This is a genomic window from Aurantiacibacter odishensis (assembly GCF_003605195.1).
Classification (GTDB): Bacteria; Pseudomonadota; Alphaproteobacteria; order Sphingomonadales; family Sphingomonadaceae; genus Alteraurantiacibacter; species Alteraurantiacibacter odishensis.
This window is the reverse complement of record NZ_QYOS01000023.1, coordinates 139,486-160,178: the sequence shown is the minus strand read 5'-3', so window position 1 is coordinate 160,178 and position 20,693 is coordinate 139,486. Positions and strand designations below refer to the sequence as shown.

The window sequence follows — 20,693 nt, the reverse complement described above, 5'->3', positions numbered from 1 at the left end:
GCCTTATGCGCGTGGTGCCTGCCTGCGGTAGCTGAGCGCTTCCGCCACGTGGATGCGCCCCACCTCACGTGCCCCTGCAAGGTCCGCAATGGTGCGCGCCACGCGCAGCATCCGGGTATAGGCGCGGGCGGACAGGCGCATCCTCTCCGCCGCCTGCATCAGCAGCGTTCTGCCCGCCTCGTCGGGGCGGGCGTAGTTCTCCAGCGCCTCGCCTTCCAGTTCGGCGTTGGACCGCACGCCGCGCGCCACCTGCACCGCGCGCGCTGCGGCGACGCGGGAGGCGACTTCTGCGCTGCCCTCGGCAGGCGGGGGCAGGGCAAGATCGGCGGCGCTTACGGGATCGACCTCCACGTGCAGGTCGATCCGGTCGAGCATTGGGCCGGAAACCTTGGACTGGTAATCCACCGCGCATTTCGGTGCACGGCTGCACGCCAGCGCGGGATCGCCCAGATGTCCGCAGCGGCACGGGTTCATCGCCGCCACCAGTTGCACCCGCGCCGGGTACGCGACGTGGGCATTCGCGCGCGCCACGTCCACCTTTCCGGTCTCCAGCGGCTGGCGCAGCGAATCGAGCACGGCGCGCTGGAATTCGGGCAGTTCGTCGAGGAACAGTACGCCGAGGTGCGCGAGGCTCACTTCGCCGGGGCGCACGCGCAAGCCGCCGCCCGTCAGCGCTGCCATGCTGGCCGACTGGTGTGGCGCGCGGAAGGGACGGGTGCGGCTGATGCGCCCGCCCTCCAGCAGGCCCGCCACCGATTGCACCATGCTGACTTCCAGCGCTTCGGGCGGAGAGAGCGGCGGCAGAATGCCCGGCAGGCAGCTTGCGAGCAGGCTCTTGCCCGCACCGGGTGGGCCATTCATCAAGAGATTGTGACCGCCTGCCGCGGCGATCTCCAGCGCGCGCTTCGCGGTTTCCTGGCCTTTCACCTGTTTCAGGTCCGGCCCGTGGTGATCGTCATCCACTTCGCCAGGCTGCGGCTGTGGCAACTGCGTCTTGCCCGAAAGATGCGCCAGCAGGTCCACCAGGTTGGGCGCGGCGCACACGCGCACGCCGCTGGCCCAGCGCGCCTCCGGACCTTGCGTCGCCGGGCAGATCAGGCCGAGATCGCTCTCGCTGGCGTGGAGCGCGGCCAGCAGCACGCCGGGCGAGGCGACAACGCGGCCATCGAGAGCCAGCTCGCCCACGGCCAGCCACTCGCTGAGTTCCTCTGCATCCACCACGCCCATTGCACCCAGCAGCGCGAGCGCGATGGGCAAGTCGTAATGGCTGCCCTCTTTCGGCAGGTCCGCAGGCGAGAGGTTGATGGTGATCCGCTTGGGCGGCAGCGACAGGCCCATGGCGGCAAGCGCGGACTGCACCCGCTCCCTGCTTTCGGCCACGGCCTTGTCCGGCAGACCGACCACGGTGAAGCGCGGCATCCCGGCCGCAAGCTGACACTGCACTTCCACCTTGCGCGCGTCGAGGCCAAGGTAGGCAACCGTCTGTACTAAAGCGACCACGTGAAAACCCCCAATTTCAGAACGTGATAGCGCGCTTGGCCGCCATGTCGAGAGGCGCAGGGTGCGAACCCGTTGGCAATATCTTCCTCTGGTGAAATTTCAGCGGAGCAGGCTATGAGGCTGCCAATGGGCGGTAACGGGCAAGGCTCATGTCCCGCTTGCGAACCTTGACTCGGTGCCGGTCCTTCAGTAAGCGCGCGCTCCATGTGAGGCCGCCTCTCGATTGGCGGCCCTTTTTGTTCTGACTTTTGAAGGTTTGTACCATGAAGCGCACTTTCCAGCCGAGCAACCTCGTGCGTGCCCGTCGCCACGGTTTCTTCGCCCGCAAGGCTACCCCGGGTGGCCGCAAGGTGCTGCGCAACCGCCGTCGTCGCGGTCGCAAGAAGCTGTCTGCTTGATTCGCTCTCCGCTCGCCCCTCCGGGCGAGCGTCCTCGCTAGGCGCGCAGGCAAGCTGCGCCCGCTGCGGGCGGCCATTTGGCCTTGCGGGCTCCTTTCGGAGCCCGTTTTCGTGCCTGCCATCTTCCCGGGGGCGGGTGTTATCCCTATCTAATACACCATGACGATTTCCGTCCTCACCAGACGCGCGGATTTTCTCGCGGCGAATCGGGGGCTGCGCAATGCGCGGCCCGGTTTCGTGCTGTTGACGCGCCCGAATGAAGGGCAGGGTGTTCGCTACGGCATCACCGTCACCAAGAAGATCGGCAATGCCGTTGTGCGCAACCGGATGAAGCGCCGTTTCCGCGAATTGCTGCGCGCTGCCTTGCCCGAACACGGCCTGCCCGATCACGATCACGTGCTGATCGGACGCGAGGGCGGGGTCGAGCGCGATTTCGCGCAGATGGGCGTGGAACTCGGCTATGCCCTTGAAGCCGCACGCGAAGGGAAGGGCGATCCGGCCCGCCGCCCACGCCGCGGCAATAAGCAGAAGCCGCGATGAAGCGCATTCTCATCCTGATTGCGCGCGGTTGGCAGCTTGGCCCAAGCCGCATTCTGCCACCCACCTGTCGCTTCCAGCCATCGTGCAGCCAGTACGCGATAGAGGCGCTGGAGAAACATGGTGCAATCAGGGGTGGATGGTTCGCCATCAAGCGTATATTGCGCTGCCAACCCTGGGGGGGACATGGCCACGATCCTGTTCCTGAACGCGGCGCGCCGCACAACGATTAGACGCGACGGAAAATCACTTGGACAACCAGCGTAACCTTATCATCGCCGTCGTGCTGAGCGCGATCCTGCTGTTCGGCTTCGATTTCGTGATGCGGACCTATTATCCGGAACCGGAAGAAGCGCCCGCAAACATGGCGAGCCGCGAGGATGCGCCGGTAGCCCGCGTGGACGGCGAGATCACGCCCGATGCGCCGATCGTTCGCGACCTCGACACCGAACTGGCGACGACGGGCCGCGTGGCCATCGATGCGCCGGAAATCGCTGGCTCGATCAACCCCGTCGGTGCGCGGGTGGACGACATCACGCTCAAGACCCACCGCCAGACAGTGGAGGAAGACAGCGGCCCGATTCGCCTGTTCGCGCCGGGCGGCACCGATATCCAGCAGTTCGCCCAGTTTGGCTGGGTGGGTGAGGGTGTTTCGGTGCCCGATGCGCAGACCCCCTGGCAGGTTGTCGAAGGTGGCCAGCTTACGCAGGAAACGCCCGTCACGCTCGCCTGGGACAACGGCCAGGGCCAGGAGTTCCGTCTGACCTTCCGCGTGGACGAGCACTACATGTTCGATGTCACGCAAAGCGTCGCCAACACCGGCGACGGCTCGATCGCGCTGCGTCCCTATGCCTTCGTCAGCCGCACCAGCGCTAATGCCAGCCCCAGCACCTTCACCGTGCACTCCGGCCCGATTGCCGAGGGCAACGGGAGTGTGAACTTCGACTGGGATTATGACGAAGTGGCCGAGGAAGGGCCCGTCAATCTCAGCGGCAGCACGCAGTGGCTGGGCTTTACCGATATCTACTGGATGAGTGCACTGGTGGCCGACGATGCCAGCGCGGCTGAAGGCACGTTCCGCTCCACCGGTGCCGACACCTTCCGCGCCGACCTGATCTACGACGCCGTCACCGTGCCCGCGGGCGAGACCGTGTCGCGCACCACGCGCCTGTTTGCAGGGGCCAAGGAAAGCGCCGTGCTGGACCAGTACGAGGACCAGGGGATCGAGCGCTTCGGCCTCGCCATCGACTGGGGCTGGTTCCGCTTCATCGCCTGGCCGATGTGGCAGGTGCTGATCTTCCTGTTCGGGCTGGTCGGCAATTTCGGCGTGGCGATCATCTGCCTCACGCTGATCATCCGACTGCTGCTGTTTCCCATCGCGCAAAAGCAGTTTCACTCGATGGCGCAGATGCGCGCCGTGCAGCCGAAGATGAAAGCGCTGCAGGAACGCTACAAGGACGACAAGCAGCAACTGCAGCAGGAGATGGCGAAGCTCTACAAGGAAGAGAAGGTCAATCCGCTGGCAGGCTGCCTGCCGATCTTCGTGCAGATCCCCATCTTCTTCGCGCTCTACAAGGTGCTGTTGCTGGCGATCGAGATGCGGCATGAGCCGTTCTTCGGCTGGCTGCGCGACCTTTCCGCGCCCGATCCCGCGACGATCCTCAACCTGTTCGGACTACTGCCATTCGATCCTCCGGGCTTCCTCGCCATCGGCGTACTGGCGGTACTGCTCGGCTTCACCATGTGGCTGCAGTTCAAGCTGAACCCTGCCGCGATGGACCCGATGCAGCAGCAGATCTTCATGCTGATGCCGTGGATCCTGATGTTCGTGATGGCCCCGTTCGCCGCCGGCCTGCTGCTCTACTGGATCAGCAACAACATCCTCACGCTGGCGCAGCAGTGGTATCTCTACTCGCGTAATCCGGAGCTGAAGGCGCAGATGGCGAAGGAGCGCGAGGCGAAGGAGCGCGAGCACGAACGCAAGAAGGCAGAAGAAGGGTGACGCCCGAACAGGAAGAGCTGGCGAAAGAGGCGAGCAGGCTGTTTTCCGGCCGCGTGGAGTTCTTGCTCTCCGCGCCGCAATTGAAGCACCTGCCCGACCCGGACTACCCTGAGGTCGCCTTTGCCGGGCGTTCGAATGTTGGCAAGAGCTCGCTGATCAACGCGCTTACGGGCCGTAAGGCGATTGCGCGCACCTCTGTCACGCCGGGGCGCACGCAGGAACTGAACTTCTTCGAAGTGGGTGATCCCACGCAGTTCCGCTTCGTCGACATGCCCGGCTACGGCTTTGCCAAGGCGCCGCTGAAGGTGGTGGAGAATTGGCGCAAGCTGGTCCGCACTTTTCTGCGCGGACGCGTGCCGCTGAAGCGTACGCTGGTGCTGGTGGACTCGCGTCACGGCCTGAAAGATACCGACCGCGACATGATGACCATGCTCGACGAGGCGGCCGTCGGCTATCGCATCGTCCTGACCAAGGCGGACAAGGTGAAGGCGAGCGAACTGGAAACGGTGCGGGCCAAGGTGGAAGCAGAGGCGCGCAAGCATCCTGCGGCCTATCCGCAGATTCACGCGACGAGTTCCGAGAAAGGCATGGGCCTGGAAGAACTGCGCGCCGCCATCCTGAGCGATATCCGCGCCTGACGAGCGACTACGCCTCGCATTGCAGACACAAAAAAAGGCGCCGCGAGGGCGCCTTTTTTACTCTGTATGCTGGTTTCAGCTTAGCCGCTGCGGCCGCCGAAGAGCCAGTCCCAAATACTACGACCCATGACAAATCTCCTGTTGCGTCAGGTGATTCGTGCATTAACCAACAATGTTTGTAAAGTTTAAACCATATTTTTTAACCTGCCTATTTCCTTAGCCTTATGATATTGCAGGATTTTCTCGAAACGGACGGGTCGGGAAATCGCAAATCCCTGGGCTACGATGCAACCGGAATCACGCAAAAGGGTTAACGTTCCGGCGTCTTCAACCCCCTCTGCAACAACGATGATTCGCAGATCGCGGCCCATCTGGAGGATGTTCTTAACGATCCCCAATGCCTTCGCATCAGTGATCATCGGCGCAATGAACATTCGGTCGATCTTGAGTTCGGAGAAGGGCAATTTCAGCAATGCTTCGAGGCTGGCAGCGCCGACGCCGAAATCGTCCATCGAGATTTTCGCGCCCAGTGCTTTCAATTCGCCGAGAATCTCGGCCGCGAGGTCGAGGTTGGAGATGCGGAAGGTTTCGGTGATTTCCAGCGTCAGGCGACGCGGGTCGTAGGCGTGCCGGTCCAGCACGTCGGATACCATTGAGACAATCGAACGCTCGTGCAGCAGGGTGGCCGAAATGTTGACGGCGATCGGCAATACCAGCCCCTCTTTCTCGAAGGCGTTGCCAGCCTTGCAGGCTTCTTCCAGCACGAACCGGGTGAGCTGGCTCATCCGGCCTGCCGTCTCGCACTGGCGGATGAAGAAGTCGGGCGGGATGTGACCCTTCACCGGATCTTTCCAGCGCACCAGCGCTTCGGCTCCCACGATCTCACCCGTCTGCACCATGATCTTGGGCTGGAAAGCCAGGTAGATCTCGCCGTTGCTGAGCGCGGCATCGATCCGCGCCTGTAGCGAGATGTTCCAGATGAGGTCTTCCTGTGATGCGGAGTCTGCAATGCAGATCGGCTCGAAAGTCTCGTTGGTCTTCTCTGCGACAGCGACCGCGGAAGCGAGGCGACGCGCGACATTGGGGCTGGGGGCGATATCGATGCCAAAGGTAATGCCTACGTCGACCTGCTCATCACTCACCTTCAGCGGAGAGGCGAACAATGCGCGCAGGCCCTCCAGGTGTTCGCGCAAAAGGGCCGGATCTTTTTCGTGCATCGTCCAGGCGATCATGTGACCCTGGCCGATATAGATCTTGGCCTCCTGCGTTGCCGCACTCAGCCTGCCGGTGATCGCCAGCGTGTATTCGGCATGCAGTTCGACAGGCAGGGTGCGGCGCACCTCTTCGAATCGATGGATTCTCGCAACGATGATCGCCGGCACGTTCTCGCTGATGTCCTTTTCGGCTTCCAGCGCGGCGAAAGTCGGCAGGTTCGTATCCGGATCGACAAGCCGCAGCTTGCGCCGCATGGAAGTGCGCGCACGGTAAGCGCCAAAGACGATCAGGAGCACCAGTGCATCGGCTACGCTCATCCTGACTGCCACCACGGCGCTTGCCATGAGAGCAGCCGGGATCGCGGTGACAATGATTGCGTATGCCGCGTAGCGCAGCCCTTGCCTCGTAAAGGTGCTGGTCAGCAGCAGGGCAGCGAACGTCGCTATCAGAACCAGCAGTCCGTTTATGAATTGCGTGTACCCTGCCTTCAGCGTCTCCGCCCCGTAGATCGAGACAATTGATGCAGGAACCGAGATATGCCCCGGAATGTTGCGCCCCGCTGCCTGTCCGAGACCAGCTTCGCCTATGACGACGGATTTGCCGGCGAACTCTGAAAGGTCCGCACTGGCCGTTTGCAGATCAGCAAAGCGGTATGTCGGAATAGAGCTGCGTGAAAATACGTAGCTGACCGGATGCCTTGTCCCGACAGGCTTTGTGTCGCCGGCGAGATGGGCGGCGAGATTGGGAAGGGTGCGGCCTCCGGATGTAACCTCGTAAGGCATGTCCCAGGTAAAACCGGCAATGTTCATCCACGTATCTGCCGCGACTTCGCCCACTCCCTCTGCCACTTCAGGCGCATTGCCGACCAAGCGAAGTTCTCCGTCGAGCCCGGAACGAAGCGGCAGGCTCATGAAGCTGTCGCCCGAGAAGTTGCGAAGGCTTTCGTTCAGGCGGCGGTCGGTTGCCGGATCGGAGGCCTGTTCGAACGTGATGTCGATGTAGATCGCTTTCGCCCCGGCAGCATCGAGCCGGTCGACAAAATCGGCGAGCTGCCGACGCCCGAAGGGTTCTTCGGGGTCGGAGAGATCCGTCATGGTGCCGACGAACACGATATCGCCCGAAGCGGGCTCCGAAACGGCACGCGACTGGATGGTCCAACCGAGTTGGTCGAGTGGAACGAAAAGGGTAAGCACGTGCAGCACCAGCGCGATCAGGCCCGCCCACGCTACGTGGCGGACCCGTTCGAGCCACTTGGCCTTATGCCCGGTTTTCGAGGTCTTCTCGACCACTCCTGCCCTTTCGTCGCGCCGATCCAGTTTGCGGCATTCAACCTCCTGCCAGAGGATGGTTAACAAACCGGCAAGACAAAGCCTTTGATTTGGAATTTTGCGCCAGCCGCGATCTCGCCGGGGCAAGCGCGGCGTTCAGGCTCGACAGCTTCAGGCTGAACCGGTAGGCCCCGCATCAGACAGGGAAACCAAACGCCTATGAAGCTGATCATCGGTAACAAGAACTATTCCAGCTGGTCGCTGCGCGGCTGGTTGGCGGCGAAGCAGAGCGGCCTCTCGTTCGAGGAGCTGACTGTCCATATCGACGGTGACGACTGGCAGGCGATGAAGACCCAGGGCGGTGAATTCCAGCCCTCGGCTGGCAAGGTGCCGGTGCTGTGGGATGGTGACGTGGTGGTGTGGGACAGTCTCGCCATTCTCGAATACCTGGCAGACAAGGTGGGCCGCGACAGGTTCTGGCCGAAGGACGACGCCGCGCGCGGCATGGCGCGGGCGATGGTGGCGGAGATGCACTCCTCCTACCTGCCGCTGAGGCGCAATTGCCCGATGAACATCCGCGCCCGCGTGGCGGTGGACCTGACTGACGATTGCAAGGCGAACATCGTGCGTATCCTGGGCCTGTGGGCAGAGGCGCGCGCCCGCTTCGGCAAGGGCGGTCCGTTCCTGTTCGGGACGTTCAGCGCGGCGGACATCTTCTACGCGCCCATCGCCAGCCGCTTCATCACCTACGGCATCGGCGTGCCCGGCTTCGCCCAGGCCTACATGCAGGCGCTGTGGGAGCATGACTGGATGCAGCAATGGGTGGAGGCCGCAATGGCAGAGGAATGGACGATTTCCCAGTTCGAGGTGGGCAGCCAATCGTGAGTGCTGATCCGCTCGCCAACGCCCGCCACCTGATCGCCTGCGAAAGCGTGACGCCGGCGCGCGGGCCAGTATTCGACATGCTCGAGGAAATGCTCGTTGGCCTCGGCTTCGAGGTGGACCGCTTTACCCGCGGCGAAGGGCCGGAGGGCAGCGACGAGGAGCCGGTCGAGAACCTGTTTGCCATCCGTCGCGGCCCGGCAGGATCGCCGCACTTCGCCTTTGCGGGCCACGTCGACGTGGTGCCGCCGGGCGAGGGGTGGTCGAGCGCGCCGTTCGGCCCCGAAATCCGCAGCGAACCGGGCGGCGACCTGCTCTACGGACGCGGCGCGGTGGACATGAAGGGCGCGATCGCCTGCATGGTCGCCGCCGTCGCCGAAATTCCGACAGATGCGGGCACGCTCAGCTTCGTCATCACCGGCGACGAGGAAGGCCCGGCGCTGCACGGCACCCGCGCCCTGATCGACCGGATGCGGACACGCGGCGACATCCCGGACCTGTGCCTTGTCGGTGAGCCGACGAGCGTGAACCGGCTGGGCGACATGATGAAGATCGGGCGGCGGGGTTCGGTGAACATCTGGCTGGAGGTGGAGGGCACGCAGGGCCACGTCGCCTACCCGCATTTAGCCGACAACCCGATGCCCAAGATGGTCGCCATCCTGGCAGAGCTGGATGCGCTGGAGCTGGACGCCGGCACCGACTGGTTCCAGCCCAGCAATCTCGAGATTACCGAATTCGACGTGCCCAACCGCGCGCACAACGTGATCCCCGGCAAGGCGACGGCGCGCATCTCCATCCGTTTCAACGATCAGCATTCCGGCGCCTCGCTGTCCGAGAAAGTGATTGCCGTTGCCGAAAAGCACGGCGGCACCGCGCGACCCGTGATCAGCGGCGAACCGTTCCTGACGCCGCCCGGCGCGTTCTCGCAGATGATTGCCGATGCGGTAAAGGCGGAGACGGGCATCGATCCCGAGCCGTCCACCACCGGCGGCACGTCGGACGCGCGGTTCCTGAAGGACCTGTGTCCGGTGATCGAGTTCGGGCTCGTCAACGCAACCATGCACAAGACCGACGAGGCCGTGGCGGTTGACGATCTCGCCACGCTCACGGCAATCTACCGCCGTGTCGCAACGGCCGCGCTTGCGGCCCCCGTCCCGGCGACCAAGGAGAATTCGCCTACATGAAACGCTGGCTTGCCATTCCGCTGTGGCAGCGGGTTATCGCTGCCCTGATCCTTGGCATCATCGCCGGGCGCATGTGGGGGCCGGGTGCGGAAAGCATCAAGATCATCGGCGATATCTTCGTCGCCTTCATCAAGATGCTGGTAGTGCCGCTGATCTTCTTCAGCCTGGTGGCGGGCGTCGCCTCCATCGGGGACATCCGCAAGCTGGGCCGCATCGGCTGGCGCGCGCTGCTGCTGTTCGTGGTGACGGGGCAGATGGCCGTGTGGCTGGGCCTGTTCCTGGGCACCGTGATCGCGCCGGGAGCGGGGGTGGACACCTCCTCCATCGAGATGGGCGCGGTGCCCGAACCCAACGAGACGACCTGGCGCGAGATGCTGCTGGGCATGGTGCCGCAAAGCCCGGTGCAGGTGATGGCGGACGTCAACGTGCTGCCGCTGATCATCTTCTCGCTGCTGCTGGGTATCGGCATCCTGATGGCGAAGGAGCAGGGCGAACCCGTTCTCAAGGTCTTCGATAGCGGCTCCATCGTCATGCAGAAGGTGACGATGGTGGTAATGGAACTCACCCCGTTCGGCGTTTTCGCGCTGATGGCCTGGGTGGCAGGCACGCTGGGGCTGGAGGCGTTGGCCGCGCTCGGCAAGCTGGTGTTCCTGAACTACCTCGGTTGCCTGCTCATCATCCTTCTCATCTATTCGGGCATGATCAAGTTCATCGCCCGCCTGCCGGTGCGCGATTTCTTCCGCGGCATCGTGGATGCCATCGCGGTGAGCTATTCCACTGCCAGTTCCAACGCCACGCTGCCCGTCACCCTGCGCTGTGCGGAGAGGAACCTGGGCATCAGCAACTCGGTCGCCAGCTTCGTGATTTCGCTGGGCGCGACAATCAACATGAACGGCACGGCCATGTATCTAGGCCTCGCCACCCTGTTCGGCGCGCAGATCTTTGGGGTGGACCTGTCGTGGGGCGACTACTTCATGATTTCCATCCTTGGCACGCTGGGCGCCGTGGGCGCGGCGGGCATTCCGGGTGCGGGTCTTATCATGATGGCGCTGGTGTTCGGCGCGGTCGGCGTGCCGCTGGAAACGATCGCTTTTGTGGCAGGCGTGGACCGGATCATGGACATGATGCGCACCACCACCAACGTTTCGGGTGACGCGGCGGTGGCAACCACGGTCGCCAGCCTCACCGATGATATCGACCGCGAGGAAATGATCAGTGCAGACGATGTGTAGGAACGACCGTTGACCCTGGATTGCCTTTGCGGCGATATTCGCATCACCGTGTCGGACAGGCCCGACTTCGTTCACGCTTGCAACTGCACGCTGTGCGCCAAGACCGGTGCGCGGTGGAGTTATTTCCACCCCGATCAGGTGCAGGTCACGGGTTCCACGAAGGGCTATCGCCGAACGGACAAGAACAGGCCAGCCGCGGAAGTGCATTCCTGCACCAACTGCGGGGCCACCACCCATTTCGTGCTGACTGAAAGCGCCATCGCCGCGCACGGCAACACCATGATGGGCGTGAACATGCTGCTGGCCGAGCCTGCCGACCTCGCCGGAGTGGAGCTACGCTATCCAGATGGGCGCAACTGGCAAGGCGCGGGAGAATTCGGTTACGTGCGCGAGGCGGAGACGCTCTAGCGCGCACCGCGTCGGTCAAATCTTCGGTCGCCCTTCTTCCTTGCGCTCTTCCTCTGCTTCCTGACGGCGCATTTCCTCCGCCTCCTTGCCCTCTGGCGTGTCCATGGGATGGCGATTGGATCGCTTGCGCAAGAAATAGAGGAAGAGACCCGCAGCAATCACAAGGATTGCGACAAGGGTTACGATATTGAGTGACGATACGAGGCCGGTCTCGGTCATGATGCTACCTTCCGACGGCGGAGCCGTCATTTCGGTTTGCGGCTAACGGTCTGATAACGTTCGGGTTCCGGCATTGTTCCCAGAGCGCCCGTGGGCGCAATGGTCAGGGCGACGCCGTGATCGTCCTTCGGTAAAGGTGCCATGTCGCATGGCCGAGCACCGGCAGAACGATCAGCAGGCCGATGAACAGCGGTATCATCGCGGCGAACAGGCTGGCTGCGATGATCATTGCCCAGGCGAGCATCACGCCGGTGTTGGCGCGTACCACGCGGATGCTGGCGATGATGGCGGTGATGAAATCGACGTCGCGGTCCACCAGCATCGGCAGGCTGATCACGGTGATGCAGTAGAAGCCCCAGGCCAGCAGTGCGCCGACCGCCGTCCCCACCGCCAGCATCCACAGGCCCGCCTGCGTCTGGAAGACGGCTAGCGATTCCCCTCCCATGCTCTCGGCCATGAAGATGGAAAAGATGGCGTGGGCGATGATCACCCAGAAGCTGAAGGCGACGAAAACGAAACCGCCCATCATCAGCAGTTGCTCGTCCCCGCGGCCGCGCAGCGCGCCAAACACCGAACCCCAGCCAATAGGCTCGCCCAGTTCGCGGCGGCGGCTGACTTCATAAAGGCCGACGGCCGCAAAGGGCGCGATCAGCGGAAAGCCTGCCGTCACGGGCACCAGCCAGCCCGCTTCACCACGCCAGAACAGGGCGTAGGCAACGGCCAGGCCCGTCACGACGTAGATCGCGCCGAAGAAAAGGCCATAGAGCGGGCAGGCCAGGAAATCTCGAAGGCCAGCGGACAATGCCGCGCGCAGGTCTGCGGCGGTCAGTTTGTCAGCGACGATCGGCGCCGCATTTGCCGGATGTGTTGCCATGGTAATCCTCCCCGGACCTTTCATGGCGCGGGGGAGGGGCGGAGACCATGCGCCAGATCAAATTTGCGCGCCTATCGCCCCTTGGGCTTCTCCAGTACCTTCTTCCGGTAGCTGCACAGGTCCACGACCTTGCAGCGCCAGCATTCCGGCGTGCGCGCCTTGCACACGTAACGCCCGTGCAGGATCAGCCAGTGATGGGCGTGCAGGCGGAAGGGTTGCGGCACGCGCTTTTCCAGCTTGGCCTCGACCTGTTCCGGCGTCTTGCCCTTGGCGAGGCCTGTGCGATTGCCGACGCGCAGGATATGGGTGTCGACTGCGAAGGTTTCCTGCCTGAACCAGCAGTTGAGCACCACGTTGGCCGTCTTTCGCCCCACGCCGGGCAGGCGGACGAGGTCTTCGCGGGTATCGGGCACGTTGCTGTCGTATTCGTCCACCAGCAGTTGCGAGAGCGCTATGACGTTCTTCGCCTTGGAATTGAACAGGCCGATGGTCTTGATGTGCTCGATCAGTCCATCGAGGCCCAGTTCCAGCATCTGTTCGGGCGTTTCCACCTTGGCGAACAGCGCGCGGGTGGCCTTGTTCACGCCCACGTCGGTCGCCTGCGCGGATAACGCCACGGCGACGACGAGCTGGTAGGCGTTGCCGTATTCCAGCTCTGTTTCCGGCTCGGGATTGTCCTCCGCCAGACGGCGGAAGAATTCGAAGATTTGGTCCTTGGTCATGCGGCTGCGGTCATGGCCCCGGATTGCGCGTGCGTTCAAGCGCGGCAAGCTTCGCTTCCACCGCTTCGTCCACTTCGTCCAGCCGTTCGAGGTGCTGGCGCATCTCCTCGATCCGCTGGTCGCGGCGGCGCTGCATGGCCTCGGAAAAGGCGGCGGCGATGATGCCCGTCGGCATGGCCACCAGCGCGATGCCCGACAGCGCGACCATGGAGGCGAAAACCTTGCCGAGCGCCGTGATGGGCGCGGCATCGCCATAGCCCACCGTGGTGAGCGTGATGACCGACCACCACAGCGCGCGCGGGATGGAGCCGAACTCCTCGGGCTGGAGCTCGCCTTCCGTCAGGTAGAGCGCGGTCGCGCCGAACAGCAGCAGTACGCCCGCCAGCGCCATGGTCACGATGAGATCGTCCGCCCTGTCCGAAACTGCCCCCCAAACCTCTTTCAACGCCTTGCTGAACCGCCCGAACTTCATCACCGCGAAGACGCGCAGCAGGCGCACCGTGCGCAGCATGGCCGCATTGGCCGTGACCAGCGGCATCAGGGTGGAGACGACCACGACAAGGTCGATCAGGCCGAGCGGAGACCGGATGAAACGCCACCGCTTCTTCCATGCGCCGTCTTCGCCGGGCTGATCCGCCGCAGCATAGATGCGCGCGAGGTATTCGAGCAGGAAGACGACGCCGAACACCAGCTCGGCCATGACCAGCGCATCGTGCCAGCGCGGCGAGAGGGTTGGCTCGGTTGCCAGCGCGGCTGCCCCCACGGCCAGCAGGATTACCAGCACCAGTAGCTTGTTCGTGATCGTCAGCCGCCCGTCAGGGTGGGCGCCGACGAACAGTTCATTGTGCAGCTTCTTGCGCAAGTCCCCCATGGTCCCCCTTCCACTCGTCCATGCAAGGTGAGGGCTATCCTGCCACGGTTTGTGCCGCCTGTCGCCCCCACCACGCGGAGGCTGGGCAATCGATCACCTGTTGGCGGCCTTCCATTCCATCGCCGCGCGGATGCGGTTCTCCACCGTGGGATGGGTGTAGAGCAGCGCCTCCTCCACCGGCCCCGCCAACGGATAGCGGTATTCGGCGGTCTTGATGAGCGCGCCGGATAGGGCATCGGGCAGGCCGACATGGGTGAGCGAATAGGTATCGGCCTCGCGCTCTCCCACCCGCGTCATGGTGTTGGTGATCGGCTGGGCAAGGATGAGCAGCAGGCTCAGCACGAACGTGAACACCGGCAGGCCGCGCGGGTCCGACAGGTCCGCATCGGTGCCGAACTTTCGCGCAAACCACGGATAGAGCCGAGCGGTCAGCCAAAAGACCGCGACCGCCAGCAGGCTGAGGACGATGATCGTGCGCCAGACGTGACCCAGCACGTAGTGGCCGATCTCGTGTCCGGTCACGGCTTTCACCTCGTCCAGCGATGCCTCGTCCATTGCCACGTCAGATATGGCGATGCGGGCATTGCTGCCGACGCCCGAGACGTTGGCGGTGAAATTGTTCGACTGGCGCGACCCGTCGAACATGAATACGCGGTCTTCCGGCACGCCGGCTTCTGTCGCCAGCTCCAGCACGGCATCGCGCACCTCGCCTTCGGGAATGGGTTCGTAGCGGTTGAACAGCGGCTCGATCAGCACGGGGCTCAAGAGCAGCATGAAAGCGACACCCGATGCGACCAGCGCGCCGCCCCAGGCCCACCACCAGCGCCCGGTCCTGCGGATCAGCCAGTAGACGCCGAGCAGGAACAGCCCGCCCAGCAGTGCGGTCAGCACCAGCGAAATGCCGCTTTGCGCAAGGTAATCGCCCAGCGGCTGGCTGGTGCGGCCGTACTGCGTCTCGCGCCACCAGCCACTGTAGATGGAATAGGGCAGCACGATCAGCGTATCGATGACGATGAACACCGCCGCGATCAGAAAGGTGCGCAGGGCAAAGCCCCGCTTGCCCAGCCGGGCGGCGAGCTTGTCCAGCACGCCGCTTCGCACGATGAACCACGTTGCGATTGCGGAAACCAGCAGGCCGACCAGGATCAGCCAGTGGTTGCCGGTGGTGTAATCGCGCGCCAGCGCCAGATCCTCGGCGCTCAAGGTGTCGATCCAGGCCCTTGTCTCGCTCGCTACCGTGCCTGCCGTCATGTTTTCCCCTCCCGACCGGGGCTGCTAGTCCAGCCCCAGAACGTCCTTCATCGAATAGCGCCCCGGCGGCTTGCCGATCAGCCAGGCCGCGCCCTTCACCGCGCCGCGCGCGAAGATCATGCGGTTTTCCGCCGAATGGCTGAGCGTGATGCGTTCCTGCTCTCCCGCAAAGATCACCGAGTGCTCGCCCGCCACGGTGCCGCCGCGCAGCGCCGCAAAGCCGATCGCGCCCTCGGCCCGCTCGCCGGTATGCCCGTCGCGCCCGCTTTCGGAGTTTTCGGCAAGCTCGATGCCGCGCGCCTCCGCCGCCGCTTCTCCGAGCAAGAGGGCGGTACCCGAGGGGGCGTCCACCTTCATGCGGTGGTGCATCTCCAGCACCTCGATATCCCAGTCCGGCCCCAGCCGCGCCGCGGCCTCGTGTACGAGGTGGGCGAGCAGCGTGACGCCGAGCGAAGTGTTGCCGGTTTGCAGGACAGGAACGTGCTGCGCGGCAGCGTCGATCGCGCCATGCTCCCGCTCACCCAGGCCGGTGGTGCCGATCAGCATGGGGATGCCCGCGCCCTGCGCGGCGGCAAGATTCTCCGCCAGTGCGACGGGAGCGGAGAAATCGACCAGCACGTCGCTCGCCTTCGCCAGTTCGACCGGGCTCTGTCCCTTGTCGACCCCGCCCGACCCCTCGTGCTCTCCGCTCGCCAGTACCTGCGCGATGGCCTGTCCCATGCGCCCCTCGCTGCCGATGATCCCGATACGTGCCATTGATACTCCTGTTGGTTGTGTGCTTCATGCGCGTCATGACAGCCATCCGCAACATCGTGATCCTGACAGGCGCCGGAATATCGGCCGAAAGCGGCCTCAGGACCTTCCGCGCCGAGGACGGCCTGTGGGAAGATCACCCGGTGGAGGAAGTAGCAACGCCCGAGGGTTTTGCCCGCGACCCGGCGCTGGTGCAGCGATTCTACGACGAGCGGCGCGCGCAGATCCGCGCGGCCTTTCCCAACCCCGCGCACGAGGCACTGGGCCGGTTGGACCGCGAGTTTGCGGGCGAGCTGCTGATCGTCACCCAGAACATCGACGACCTGCACGAGCGCGGCGGAGCGCGGCGCGTGCTGCACATGCACGGCGAGGGTCTCTCCGCATGGTGCCAAGCCTGCGACGCGCGCCATCGCTGGGAAGGGGCGCTGGGGGATGGCCCTGCCTGTCCAGCCTGCGGCGAAGTGGCCATGCGGCCCGATATCGTGTGGTTCGGAGAGATGCCCTACCGGATGGACGAGATTTTCGATGCGCTGGCATCGGCGGACCTGTTCGTCTCCATCGGCACGAGTGGCGCGGTCTATCCTGCCGCCGGGTTCGTGCAGCAGGCCAGCGCGAACGGCGCGCGCACGCTGGAGCTGAACCTGGAAGAAAGCCTCGGCAGCCGAAATTTCGATGAAACCCGGCTGGGCACGGCGAGCGAGCTGGTGCCCGCGTGGGTGGACGAGATTTTGCGAAGCTGATGCCGCCGAGCCGCCAGACGGCCCGGCGGCGCTGGGATCAGTCCATGTTAATCATGATTTCGCGCGTCAGGTAGACGCCTTGGAGCTCGCGGATCTCGTTGTAGACGTTGAGCACCGTCTGGTTGGAATTCTCCATGTTCGCTTCGCCCCAGGCTTCCATGAACGCGTCATAGCGTTCGCGCGAGGGTTGCAGGTTTTCGCCGGGAAACTCGATCACCAGCAGCAAATGGAAGTCGCCGCTGCCCGGTGCCATGTTGGCATAGATGCCGTAATCGATGACGTGGCCCATTTGCTTCGCCACCTCGTTGCTGGCCACCCAGGTCTGCCGCAAACCTTCGAGATAGGTGTCCATCTGGCCCGGATCGACTCGCACCGTGGTCAATTCCACCACCGAGTCGGAATATTCGTAGTCCTCGTATTCGCGAAGTTGCGCAGAAGCGGGCGCCGAAACGGTCGTAAGCGCAAGTGCAGCGACAATTCCGCCAAGCATCAGTTTTTTCATGGTATTCCCCTGTATGTCCGCACGCGCGCCACCATGACGCGCGTGACCATCAGGGCGAGCGACCCATACGACCCACTTGTATTGATCGCCCCTCGGTATGGTTATGTTCGCCTATCGCGGCGCGGAGTCAAATAAGGTCTGGCGGATCAGACCGCCGAGCACGCGTTGCACGCCGGATCCTTGGCGATGGCGAGCGTTCGCATTCCGGGTTTGAGGCCGTCCATCAGGTGCAGCTTGCCATATTGCGGATCGCCCATTCCACCGCTGCCGCTCACCAGCAGGCGGATCGCCTGCATCGCGGCGAAAGTGCCGACCCAGCCGACCATCGCGCCCAGCACGCCGTCCTCGGCGCAGGTGTCGCAATCCTCGGCATCGAAGGCATCGCCCACGAAGCAGCGGTAGCACGGCTGATCCGCCCGGTGCCCGGCAAAGGCGCCGACCTGGCCCTGGAACCGGCCCACGGCGGCGGAGAGCAGGGGCACGCCTGCTGCAACGCAGGCGTCGGATACGGCGAGGCGGGTGGCGAAGTTGTCGGTGCCGTCCAGCACGAGGTCCGCGCCTTCGACCAGCGCGCCGACATTGTCCGGGGTGATGCGCCGGTCGTGGATGCTGACGGTCAGCTTCTCGTCGAAATTGGCGAGCCATCGCCGCGCGGAAACAGCCTTGCCGTGGCCGATATCGCGGGTGGTGTAGATCGTCTGACGCTGGAGGTTGCTGGCCGAGACCTTGTCGTCGTCGATCAGGGTCAGTTGCCCGATCCCGGCGCCCGCAAGGTATTGCAGTGCCGGTGCACCGATCCCGCCCAGGCCCACCAGCACGACATGGGCGCGAGAGAGCGCCGCCTGACCCGCGCCGCCGATCTCGGGCAGCACGATGTGGCGCGCGAAGCGGTCGAGCCGTTCTTCGGAGAGGGGGTGGGGGGTGTCGCTCATTGGACAGCCCTGTTGGACTCTTTTTGCTTCGGCCTCAAGCGCCGGCGTTCGCGTCCGCTCACTTGGCTTTCGCCCTACCGGGCGGCGCGCAATTCGCGCGCTGTCGGTCGCTGATGGCGACCGAGACTTCGGCCAAATTTCACAATTGCGCGTGAACCGGTCGGCGATCAGCCGACCGCAAGGGCGAACGCCCGCCCGCAGCGGGCGCAGCTATGCTGCGCGTCGAGCGAGGACGAACCCGCGGATGCGGGTTCATGAGACAAACTAACTCTCCAGTTGCCGCAACAGGCTGCGTACGTCGCCGTCCATGTCGGCATCACGCTGGCGCAGGTCCTCGATCAGGCGCACCGCGTGGATCACCGTGGAATGATCGCGCCCCCCGAACTTGCGGCCGATTTCGGGATAGCTGCGCGGGGTCAGCACCTTGGCGAGATACATGGCCACCTGGCGCGGACGCACGACGGCGCGGGCGCGGCGCTTGGAGGACATTTCGGCGCGGTCGATACGGTAAAACTGGCAGACCGTGCGCTGGATCTCGTCGATGGTGATACGGCGGCGGTTGGCCGAGAGGATATCGGTAAGCTGTTCCTCAGCCAGTTGCAGCGAAACTTCCTGCCCGGTCAGCTGGGCATAGGCGATCAGCTTGTTGAGGCCGCCCACCAGTTCACGCACGTTGCGCGACACGGTGCGGGCGAGGAAATCGATCACGTCGCCGGGCACTTCGAGCGGGGCGAACTTGGTCAGCTTCGACTCGAGAATCGCGCGGCGCAGTTCGATGTCGGCAGGCTGGATATCGGCAACAAGGCCCATCGACAGGCGCGAGAGGAGGCGCGGTTCCACGCCGTCGAGCGCCTGCGGCGCGCGGTCGGCGGCGAAGACCAGCCGCTTGCCCTCGGCCAGCAGTGCGTCGATCGTGTAGAGCAGCTCTTCCTGCGCAGATGCCTTGCCGATGATGAACTGGATATCGTCCACCAGCAGCAGGTCGAACCCGCGCAGGCGAGACTTGAACTCCATCATCTCGTTGGCTTTCAGCGCCTGGACGAATTCCACCATGAACCGCTCGGCGCTGCAGTAGAAGATGCGCGCCCGAGGGTGCGTCTGCAGGTAGGCGTGACCGATGGCGTGTAGCAGGTGCGTCTTGCCCTGGCCGGTGGCGGCTTTCAGGTAGAGCGGGCTGAACTGCGGCTTTTCCGCCTTGGCCATGCGCTCCGCTGCGTTCTTCGCCAGCACGTTGGTGCTGCCGGTGACGAAGGAAACGAAGGTCTGCGACGGATCAAGGCCCACGCTGGCCGTGAAGCCATCGTCGCCGATCGATTCCATCGCCAGGCTGGCATCGTTGGCGGCGCGATGGCCGAAACCATCATGGCCGCGCAGGTCAAGGTCGGCGATCTTGCGGCGACCGGGATGCACCTTGATGGCAATGTGGCGCACGTCGCTGCTGGCGATCTTCCATGCGAGCGAGAGACGATCGTGATAGCGGTCCTCGACCCAGTCGGCGGAGAACTGCGTGGGCAGGAACAGGTCCAGCGTGCCGGTTTCGTGGTTCAGCTTGCCCAGCTGGATCGGCTTGATCCACTGGGTGAAGAGCTGGTGCCCGAGATCCTTTCGCAGCCCCTGGCTGATGTCAGCCCAGTCCGCCGCGAGATCGATCGCTTCCTGCTCTTCCATATTCTTTTCTGCATCCTCATTTTTCGCTGCGTTGCCGCGCCCGCTGTGCGGTCCCATCCGGATCATCTTTTACCAACCCCAAAAAAGAACGAATGCCGGCCTGCCCGACGTCGCGTGAATGCTACCAACAGAAGGCAAAACGACCCCCGTCCCGTGAACGCATGCTGCGCCCACCGGTGCCCCCGTTGATAACTCGTTTGTTGATGGCTGCGACGGCATGCGTCGCGGCCGGAAGACTGTTATGAAGGACTGCTTGGGAACCTCAAGACTGCCCGCCCAAATAATTTCAAAAAATGGTCATTGACAGCGCGCAAGGCCGCAGACTTCCGTTCATATATTTGAAAAATAACGATAGTTTTGTGACAGTCTCGCGAATCGCGAGATTCCCTACACTTAGCCGCAAGACCTCGCGGCTTCTTTTGCACATGCGAAAAGGGCCGGCGGATTTACCGCCAGCCCCTATCGAAATCTGTTCCGATTTCGTTCTGCTGAAAGCCTTTCGATCGGGGCGAATCGAGTCGCCCCGAAAGCGAATCAGAGAGCCGAAACGCGCTTGCTCAGACGGCTCATCTTGCGAGCCGCAGTGTTCTTGTGCAGCACGCCCTTGGAAACGCCCTTGGCGATTTCCGGCTGCGCAACCTTCAGCGCATCCTCGGCGGCCTTCTTGTCGCCTTCGGTGACGGCCGTCTCGACCTTCTTGATGAAGCCACGGATGCGGCTCTTGCGGGCACCGTTGATTTCGGCGCGCTTGTTGTTGCGACGGATGCGCTTCTTGGCTTGCAGCGTGTTGGCCATGTCTGTCCTTGTTTCGAGCAGCGGCGCCGCCCGTCTGATCCTGTTCTACGTAAAGCTGAGTCGGTGGTAGACCCACCGGAAAGCGGCGCAACTAGTGTGTCC

At 63.8% G+C, this 20,693-nt stretch carries 22 protein-coding genes; 10 read left to right on the top strand and 12 right to left on the bottom strand.

Annotated features, from left to right (window positions below; genetic code table 11):
• Window positions 1-3: 3 nt before the first annotated feature.
• A complete protein-coding gene (locus tag D4Q51_RS07885; protein WP_120077205.1) occupies window positions 4-1,500 on the bottom strand; it encodes a YifB family Mg chelatase-like AAA ATPase in 1,497 nt (498 codons plus the stop codon).
• A gap of 263 nt (window positions 1,501-1,763) precedes the next feature.
• Between D4Q51_RS07885 and rpmH the strand changes: the two genes are divergently transcribed.
• The 5 genes from rpmH (at window position 1,764) to yihA (ending at window position 5,075) form a co-directional block, all read left to right on the top strand.
• Window positions 1,764-1,898: a 50S ribosomal protein L34 gene (gene rpmH, locus D4Q51_RS07880; RefSeq protein ID WP_120077204.1), complete on the top strand. Its 135-nt coding sequence runs from the start codon at window positions 1,764-1,766 to the stop codon at window positions 1,896-1,898.
• A gap of 159 nt (window positions 1,899-2,057) precedes the next feature.
• Window positions 2,058-2,438 (top strand): ribonuclease P protein component, encoded by a 381-nt coding sequence (rnpA, locus tag D4Q51_RS07875; protein WP_120077203.1) that lies wholly within the window; start codon window positions 2,058-2,060, stop codon window positions 2,436-2,438.
• Window positions 2,435-2,668, top strand: coding sequence for a membrane protein insertion efficiency factor YidD (gene yidD, locus D4Q51_RS07870; protein ID WP_120077202.1), 234 nt, complete (start codon window positions 2,435-2,437; stop codon window positions 2,666-2,668). Before rnpA ends, yidD begins: the two co-directional genes overlap by 4 nt.
• Window positions 2,669-2,685: 17 nt before the next feature.
• Window positions 2,686-4,437, top strand: coding sequence for a membrane protein insertase YidC (yidC, locus tag D4Q51_RS07865; protein WP_120077201.1), 1,752 nt, complete (start codon window positions 2,686-2,688; stop codon window positions 4,435-4,437).
• Window positions 4,434-5,075: a ribosome biogenesis GTP-binding protein YihA/YsxC gene (yihA, locus tag D4Q51_RS07860; RefSeq protein ID WP_120077200.1), complete on the top strand. Its 642-nt coding sequence runs from the start codon at window positions 4,434-4,436 to the stop codon at window positions 5,073-5,075. Before yidC ends, yihA begins: the two co-directional genes overlap by 4 nt.
• A 185-nt stretch (window positions 5,076-5,260) precedes the next feature.
• Here yihA and D4Q51_RS07855 read toward each other — a convergent pair whose 3' ends face one another.
• Window positions 5,261-7,579: an EAL domain-containing protein gene (locus D4Q51_RS07855; RefSeq protein WP_162925223.1), complete on the bottom strand. Its 2,319-nt coding sequence runs from the start codon at window positions 7,577-7,579 to the stop codon at window positions 5,261-5,263.
• A 198-nt stretch (window positions 7,580-7,777) separates the two neighbouring features.
• On the opposite strand from D4Q51_RS07855, the gene D4Q51_RS07850 reads away from it, so the two are divergent.
• From D4Q51_RS07850 to D4Q51_RS07835, 4 genes are read left to right on the top strand one after another with little or no spacing between them, the layout of a single operon-like run.
• A complete protein-coding gene (locus D4Q51_RS07850) occupies window positions 7,778-8,443 on the top strand; it encodes a glutathione S-transferase family protein (RefSeq protein WP_120077198.1) in 666 nt (221 codons plus the stop codon).
• Window positions 8,440-9,624, top strand: coding sequence for a succinyl-diaminopimelate desuccinylase (gene dapE / locus D4Q51_RS07845; protein WP_240624623.1), 1,185 nt, complete (start codon window positions 8,440-8,442; stop codon window positions 9,622-9,624). The genes D4Q51_RS07850 and dapE overlap by 4 nt, the downstream gene beginning before the upstream one ends.
• Window positions 9,621-10,856 (top strand): dicarboxylate/amino acid:cation symporter, encoded by a 1,236-nt coding sequence (locus D4Q51_RS07840; RefSeq protein WP_120077196.1) that lies wholly within the window; start codon window positions 9,621-9,623, stop codon window positions 10,854-10,856. The genes dapE and D4Q51_RS07840 overlap by 4 nt, the downstream gene beginning before the upstream one ends.
• A 9-nt stretch (window positions 10,857-10,865) precedes the next feature.
• On the top strand, window positions 10,866-11,264 hold the full coding sequence (locus tag D4Q51_RS07835) for a GFA family protein (protein ID WP_120077195.1): 399 nt from the start codon (window positions 10,866-10,868) through the stop codon (window positions 11,262-11,264).
• Between the two features lie 15 nt (window positions 11,265-11,279).
• On the opposite strand, the gene D4Q51_RS07830 is transcribed toward D4Q51_RS07835, so the two are convergent.
• The 6 genes from D4Q51_RS07830 to dapB form a co-directional block, all read right to left on the bottom strand.
• Window positions 11,280-11,483, bottom strand: a complete 204-nt coding sequence (locus D4Q51_RS07830; protein WP_162925222.1) for an LPXTG cell wall anchor domain-containing protein — start codon at window positions 11,481-11,483, stop codon at window positions 11,280-11,282.
• Window positions 11,484-11,586: 103 nt separating this feature from the next.
• Window positions 11,587-12,357, bottom strand: a complete 771-nt coding sequence (locus tag D4Q51_RS07825) for a DUF2189 domain-containing protein (protein ID WP_120077193.1) — start codon at window positions 12,355-12,357, stop codon at window positions 11,587-11,589.
• A gap of 71 nt (window positions 12,358-12,428) precedes the next feature.
• Complete coding sequence (gene nth, locus D4Q51_RS07820; RefSeq protein ID WP_120077192.1) at window positions 12,429-13,079, bottom strand: endonuclease III; 651 nt, start codon at window positions 13,077-13,079, stop codon at window positions 12,429-12,431.
• 10 nt (window positions 13,080-13,089) lie between these two features.
• Entirely contained in the window at window positions 13,090-13,941 is an 852-nt protein-coding gene (locus tag D4Q51_RS07815; RefSeq protein ID WP_162925221.1) for an ion transporter, read from the bottom strand.
• A 102-nt stretch (window positions 13,942-14,043) separates the two neighbouring features.
• Window positions 14,044-15,201, bottom strand: coding sequence for a M48 family metallopeptidase (locus D4Q51_RS07810; protein WP_120077190.1), 1,158 nt, complete (start codon window positions 15,199-15,201; stop codon window positions 14,044-14,046).
• Window positions 15,202-15,225: 24 nt separating this feature from the next.
• Window positions 15,226-15,957: a 4-hydroxy-tetrahydrodipicolinate reductase gene (dapB, locus tag D4Q51_RS07805; protein WP_120077189.1), complete on the bottom strand. Its 732-nt coding sequence runs from the start codon at window positions 15,955-15,957 to the stop codon at window positions 15,226-15,228.
• Between the two features lie 35 nt (window positions 15,958-15,992).
• Between dapB and D4Q51_RS07800 the strand changes: the two genes are divergently transcribed.
• The gene (locus tag D4Q51_RS07800) at window positions 15,993-16,694 is read left to right on the top strand and encodes an NAD-dependent deacylase (RefSeq protein ID WP_120077471.1); all 702 of its coding nucleotides are present in this window, start codon (window positions 15,993-15,995) and stop codon (window positions 16,692-16,694) included.
• 37 nt (window positions 16,695-16,731) lie between these two features.
• On the opposite strand, the gene D4Q51_RS07795 is transcribed toward D4Q51_RS07800, so the two are convergent.
• The 4 genes from D4Q51_RS07795 to rpsT all read right to left on the bottom strand — a co-directional run bounded on the left by D4Q51_RS07795 (window position 16,732) and on the right by rpsT (window position 20,591).
• Window positions 16,732-17,196 carry a hypothetical protein gene (locus D4Q51_RS07795; RefSeq protein ID WP_162925220.1) on the bottom strand — a complete coding sequence of 155 codons (465 nt, stop codon included), beginning with the start codon at window positions 17,194-17,196 and terminating at the stop codon, window positions 16,732-16,734.
• 146 nt (window positions 17,197-17,342) lie between these two features.
• On the bottom strand, window positions 17,343-18,128 hold the full coding sequence (locus D4Q51_RS07790; RefSeq protein WP_120077187.1) for a HesA/MoeB/ThiF family protein: 786 nt from the start codon (window positions 18,126-18,128) through the stop codon (window positions 17,343-17,345).
• Between the two features lie 264 nt (window positions 18,129-18,392).
• Window positions 18,393-19,796, bottom strand: a complete 1,404-nt coding sequence (gene dnaA, locus D4Q51_RS07785) for a chromosomal replication initiator protein DnaA (protein ID WP_240624622.1) — start codon at window positions 19,794-19,796, stop codon at window positions 18,393-18,395.
• Between the two features lie 534 nt (window positions 19,797-20,330).
• Window positions 20,331-20,591 carry a 30S ribosomal protein S20 gene (gene rpsT, locus D4Q51_RS07780; RefSeq protein ID WP_120077185.1) on the bottom strand — a complete coding sequence of 87 codons (261 nt, stop codon included), beginning with the start codon at window positions 20,589-20,591 and terminating at the stop codon, window positions 20,331-20,333.
• Window positions 20,592-20,693: the final 102 nt, after the last annotated feature.

Coding starts and splice junctions, on each gene's coding strand:
- rpmH (WP_120077204.1), top strand. CDS start 1,764: ATGAAGCGCACTTTCCAGCCGAGCAACCTCGTGCGTGCCCGTCGCCAC.
- rnpA (WP_120077203.1), top strand. CDS start 2,058: ATGACGATTTCCGTCCTCACCAGACGCGCGGATTTTCTCGCGGCGAAT.
- yidD (WP_120077202.1), top strand. CDS start 2,435: ATGAAGCGCATTCTCATCCTGATTGCGCGCGGTTGGCAGCTTGGCCCA.
- D4Q51_RS07850 (WP_120077198.1), top strand. CDS start 7,778: ATGAAGCTGATCATCGGTAACAAGAACTATTCCAGCTGGTCGCTGCGC.
- D4Q51_RS07840 (WP_120077196.1), top strand. CDS start 9,621: ATGAAACGCTGGCTTGCCATTCCGCTGTGGCAGCGGGTTATCGCTGCC.
- D4Q51_RS07830 (WP_162925222.1), bottom strand. CDS start 11,483: ATGACCGAGACCGGCCTCGTATCGTCACTCAATATCGTAACCCTTGTC.
- D4Q51_RS07825 (WP_120077193.1), bottom strand. CDS start 12,357: ATGGCAACACATCCGGCAAATGCGGCGCCGATCGTCGCTGACAAACTG.
- nth (WP_120077192.1), bottom strand. CDS start 13,079: ATGACCAAGGACCAAATCTTCGAATTCTTCCGCCGTCTGGCGGAGGAC.
- D4Q51_RS07810 (WP_120077190.1), bottom strand. CDS start 15,201: ATGACGGCAGGCACGGTAGCGAGCGAGACAAGGGCCTGGATCGACACC.
- dapB (WP_120077189.1), bottom strand. CDS start 15,957: ATGGCACGTATCGGGATCATCGGCAGCGAGGGGCGCATGGGACAGGCC.
- D4Q51_RS07800 (WP_120077471.1), top strand. CDS start 15,993: ATGACAGCCATCCGCAACATCGTGATCCTGACAGGCGCCGGAATATCG.
- D4Q51_RS07795 (WP_162925220.1), bottom strand. CDS start 17,196: ATGAAAAAACTGATGCTTGGCGGAATTGTCGCTGCACTTGCGCTTACG.
- D4Q51_RS07790 (WP_120077187.1), bottom strand. CDS start 18,128: ATGAGCGACACCCCCCACCCCCTCTCCGAAGAACGGCTCGACCGCTTC.
- dnaA (WP_240624622.1), bottom strand. CDS start 19,796: ATGGAAGAGCAGGAAGCGATCGATCTCGCGGCGGACTGGGCTGACATC.
- rpsT (WP_120077185.1), bottom strand. CDS start 20,591: ATGGCCAACACGCTGCAAGCCAAGAAGCGCATCCGTCGCAACAACAAG.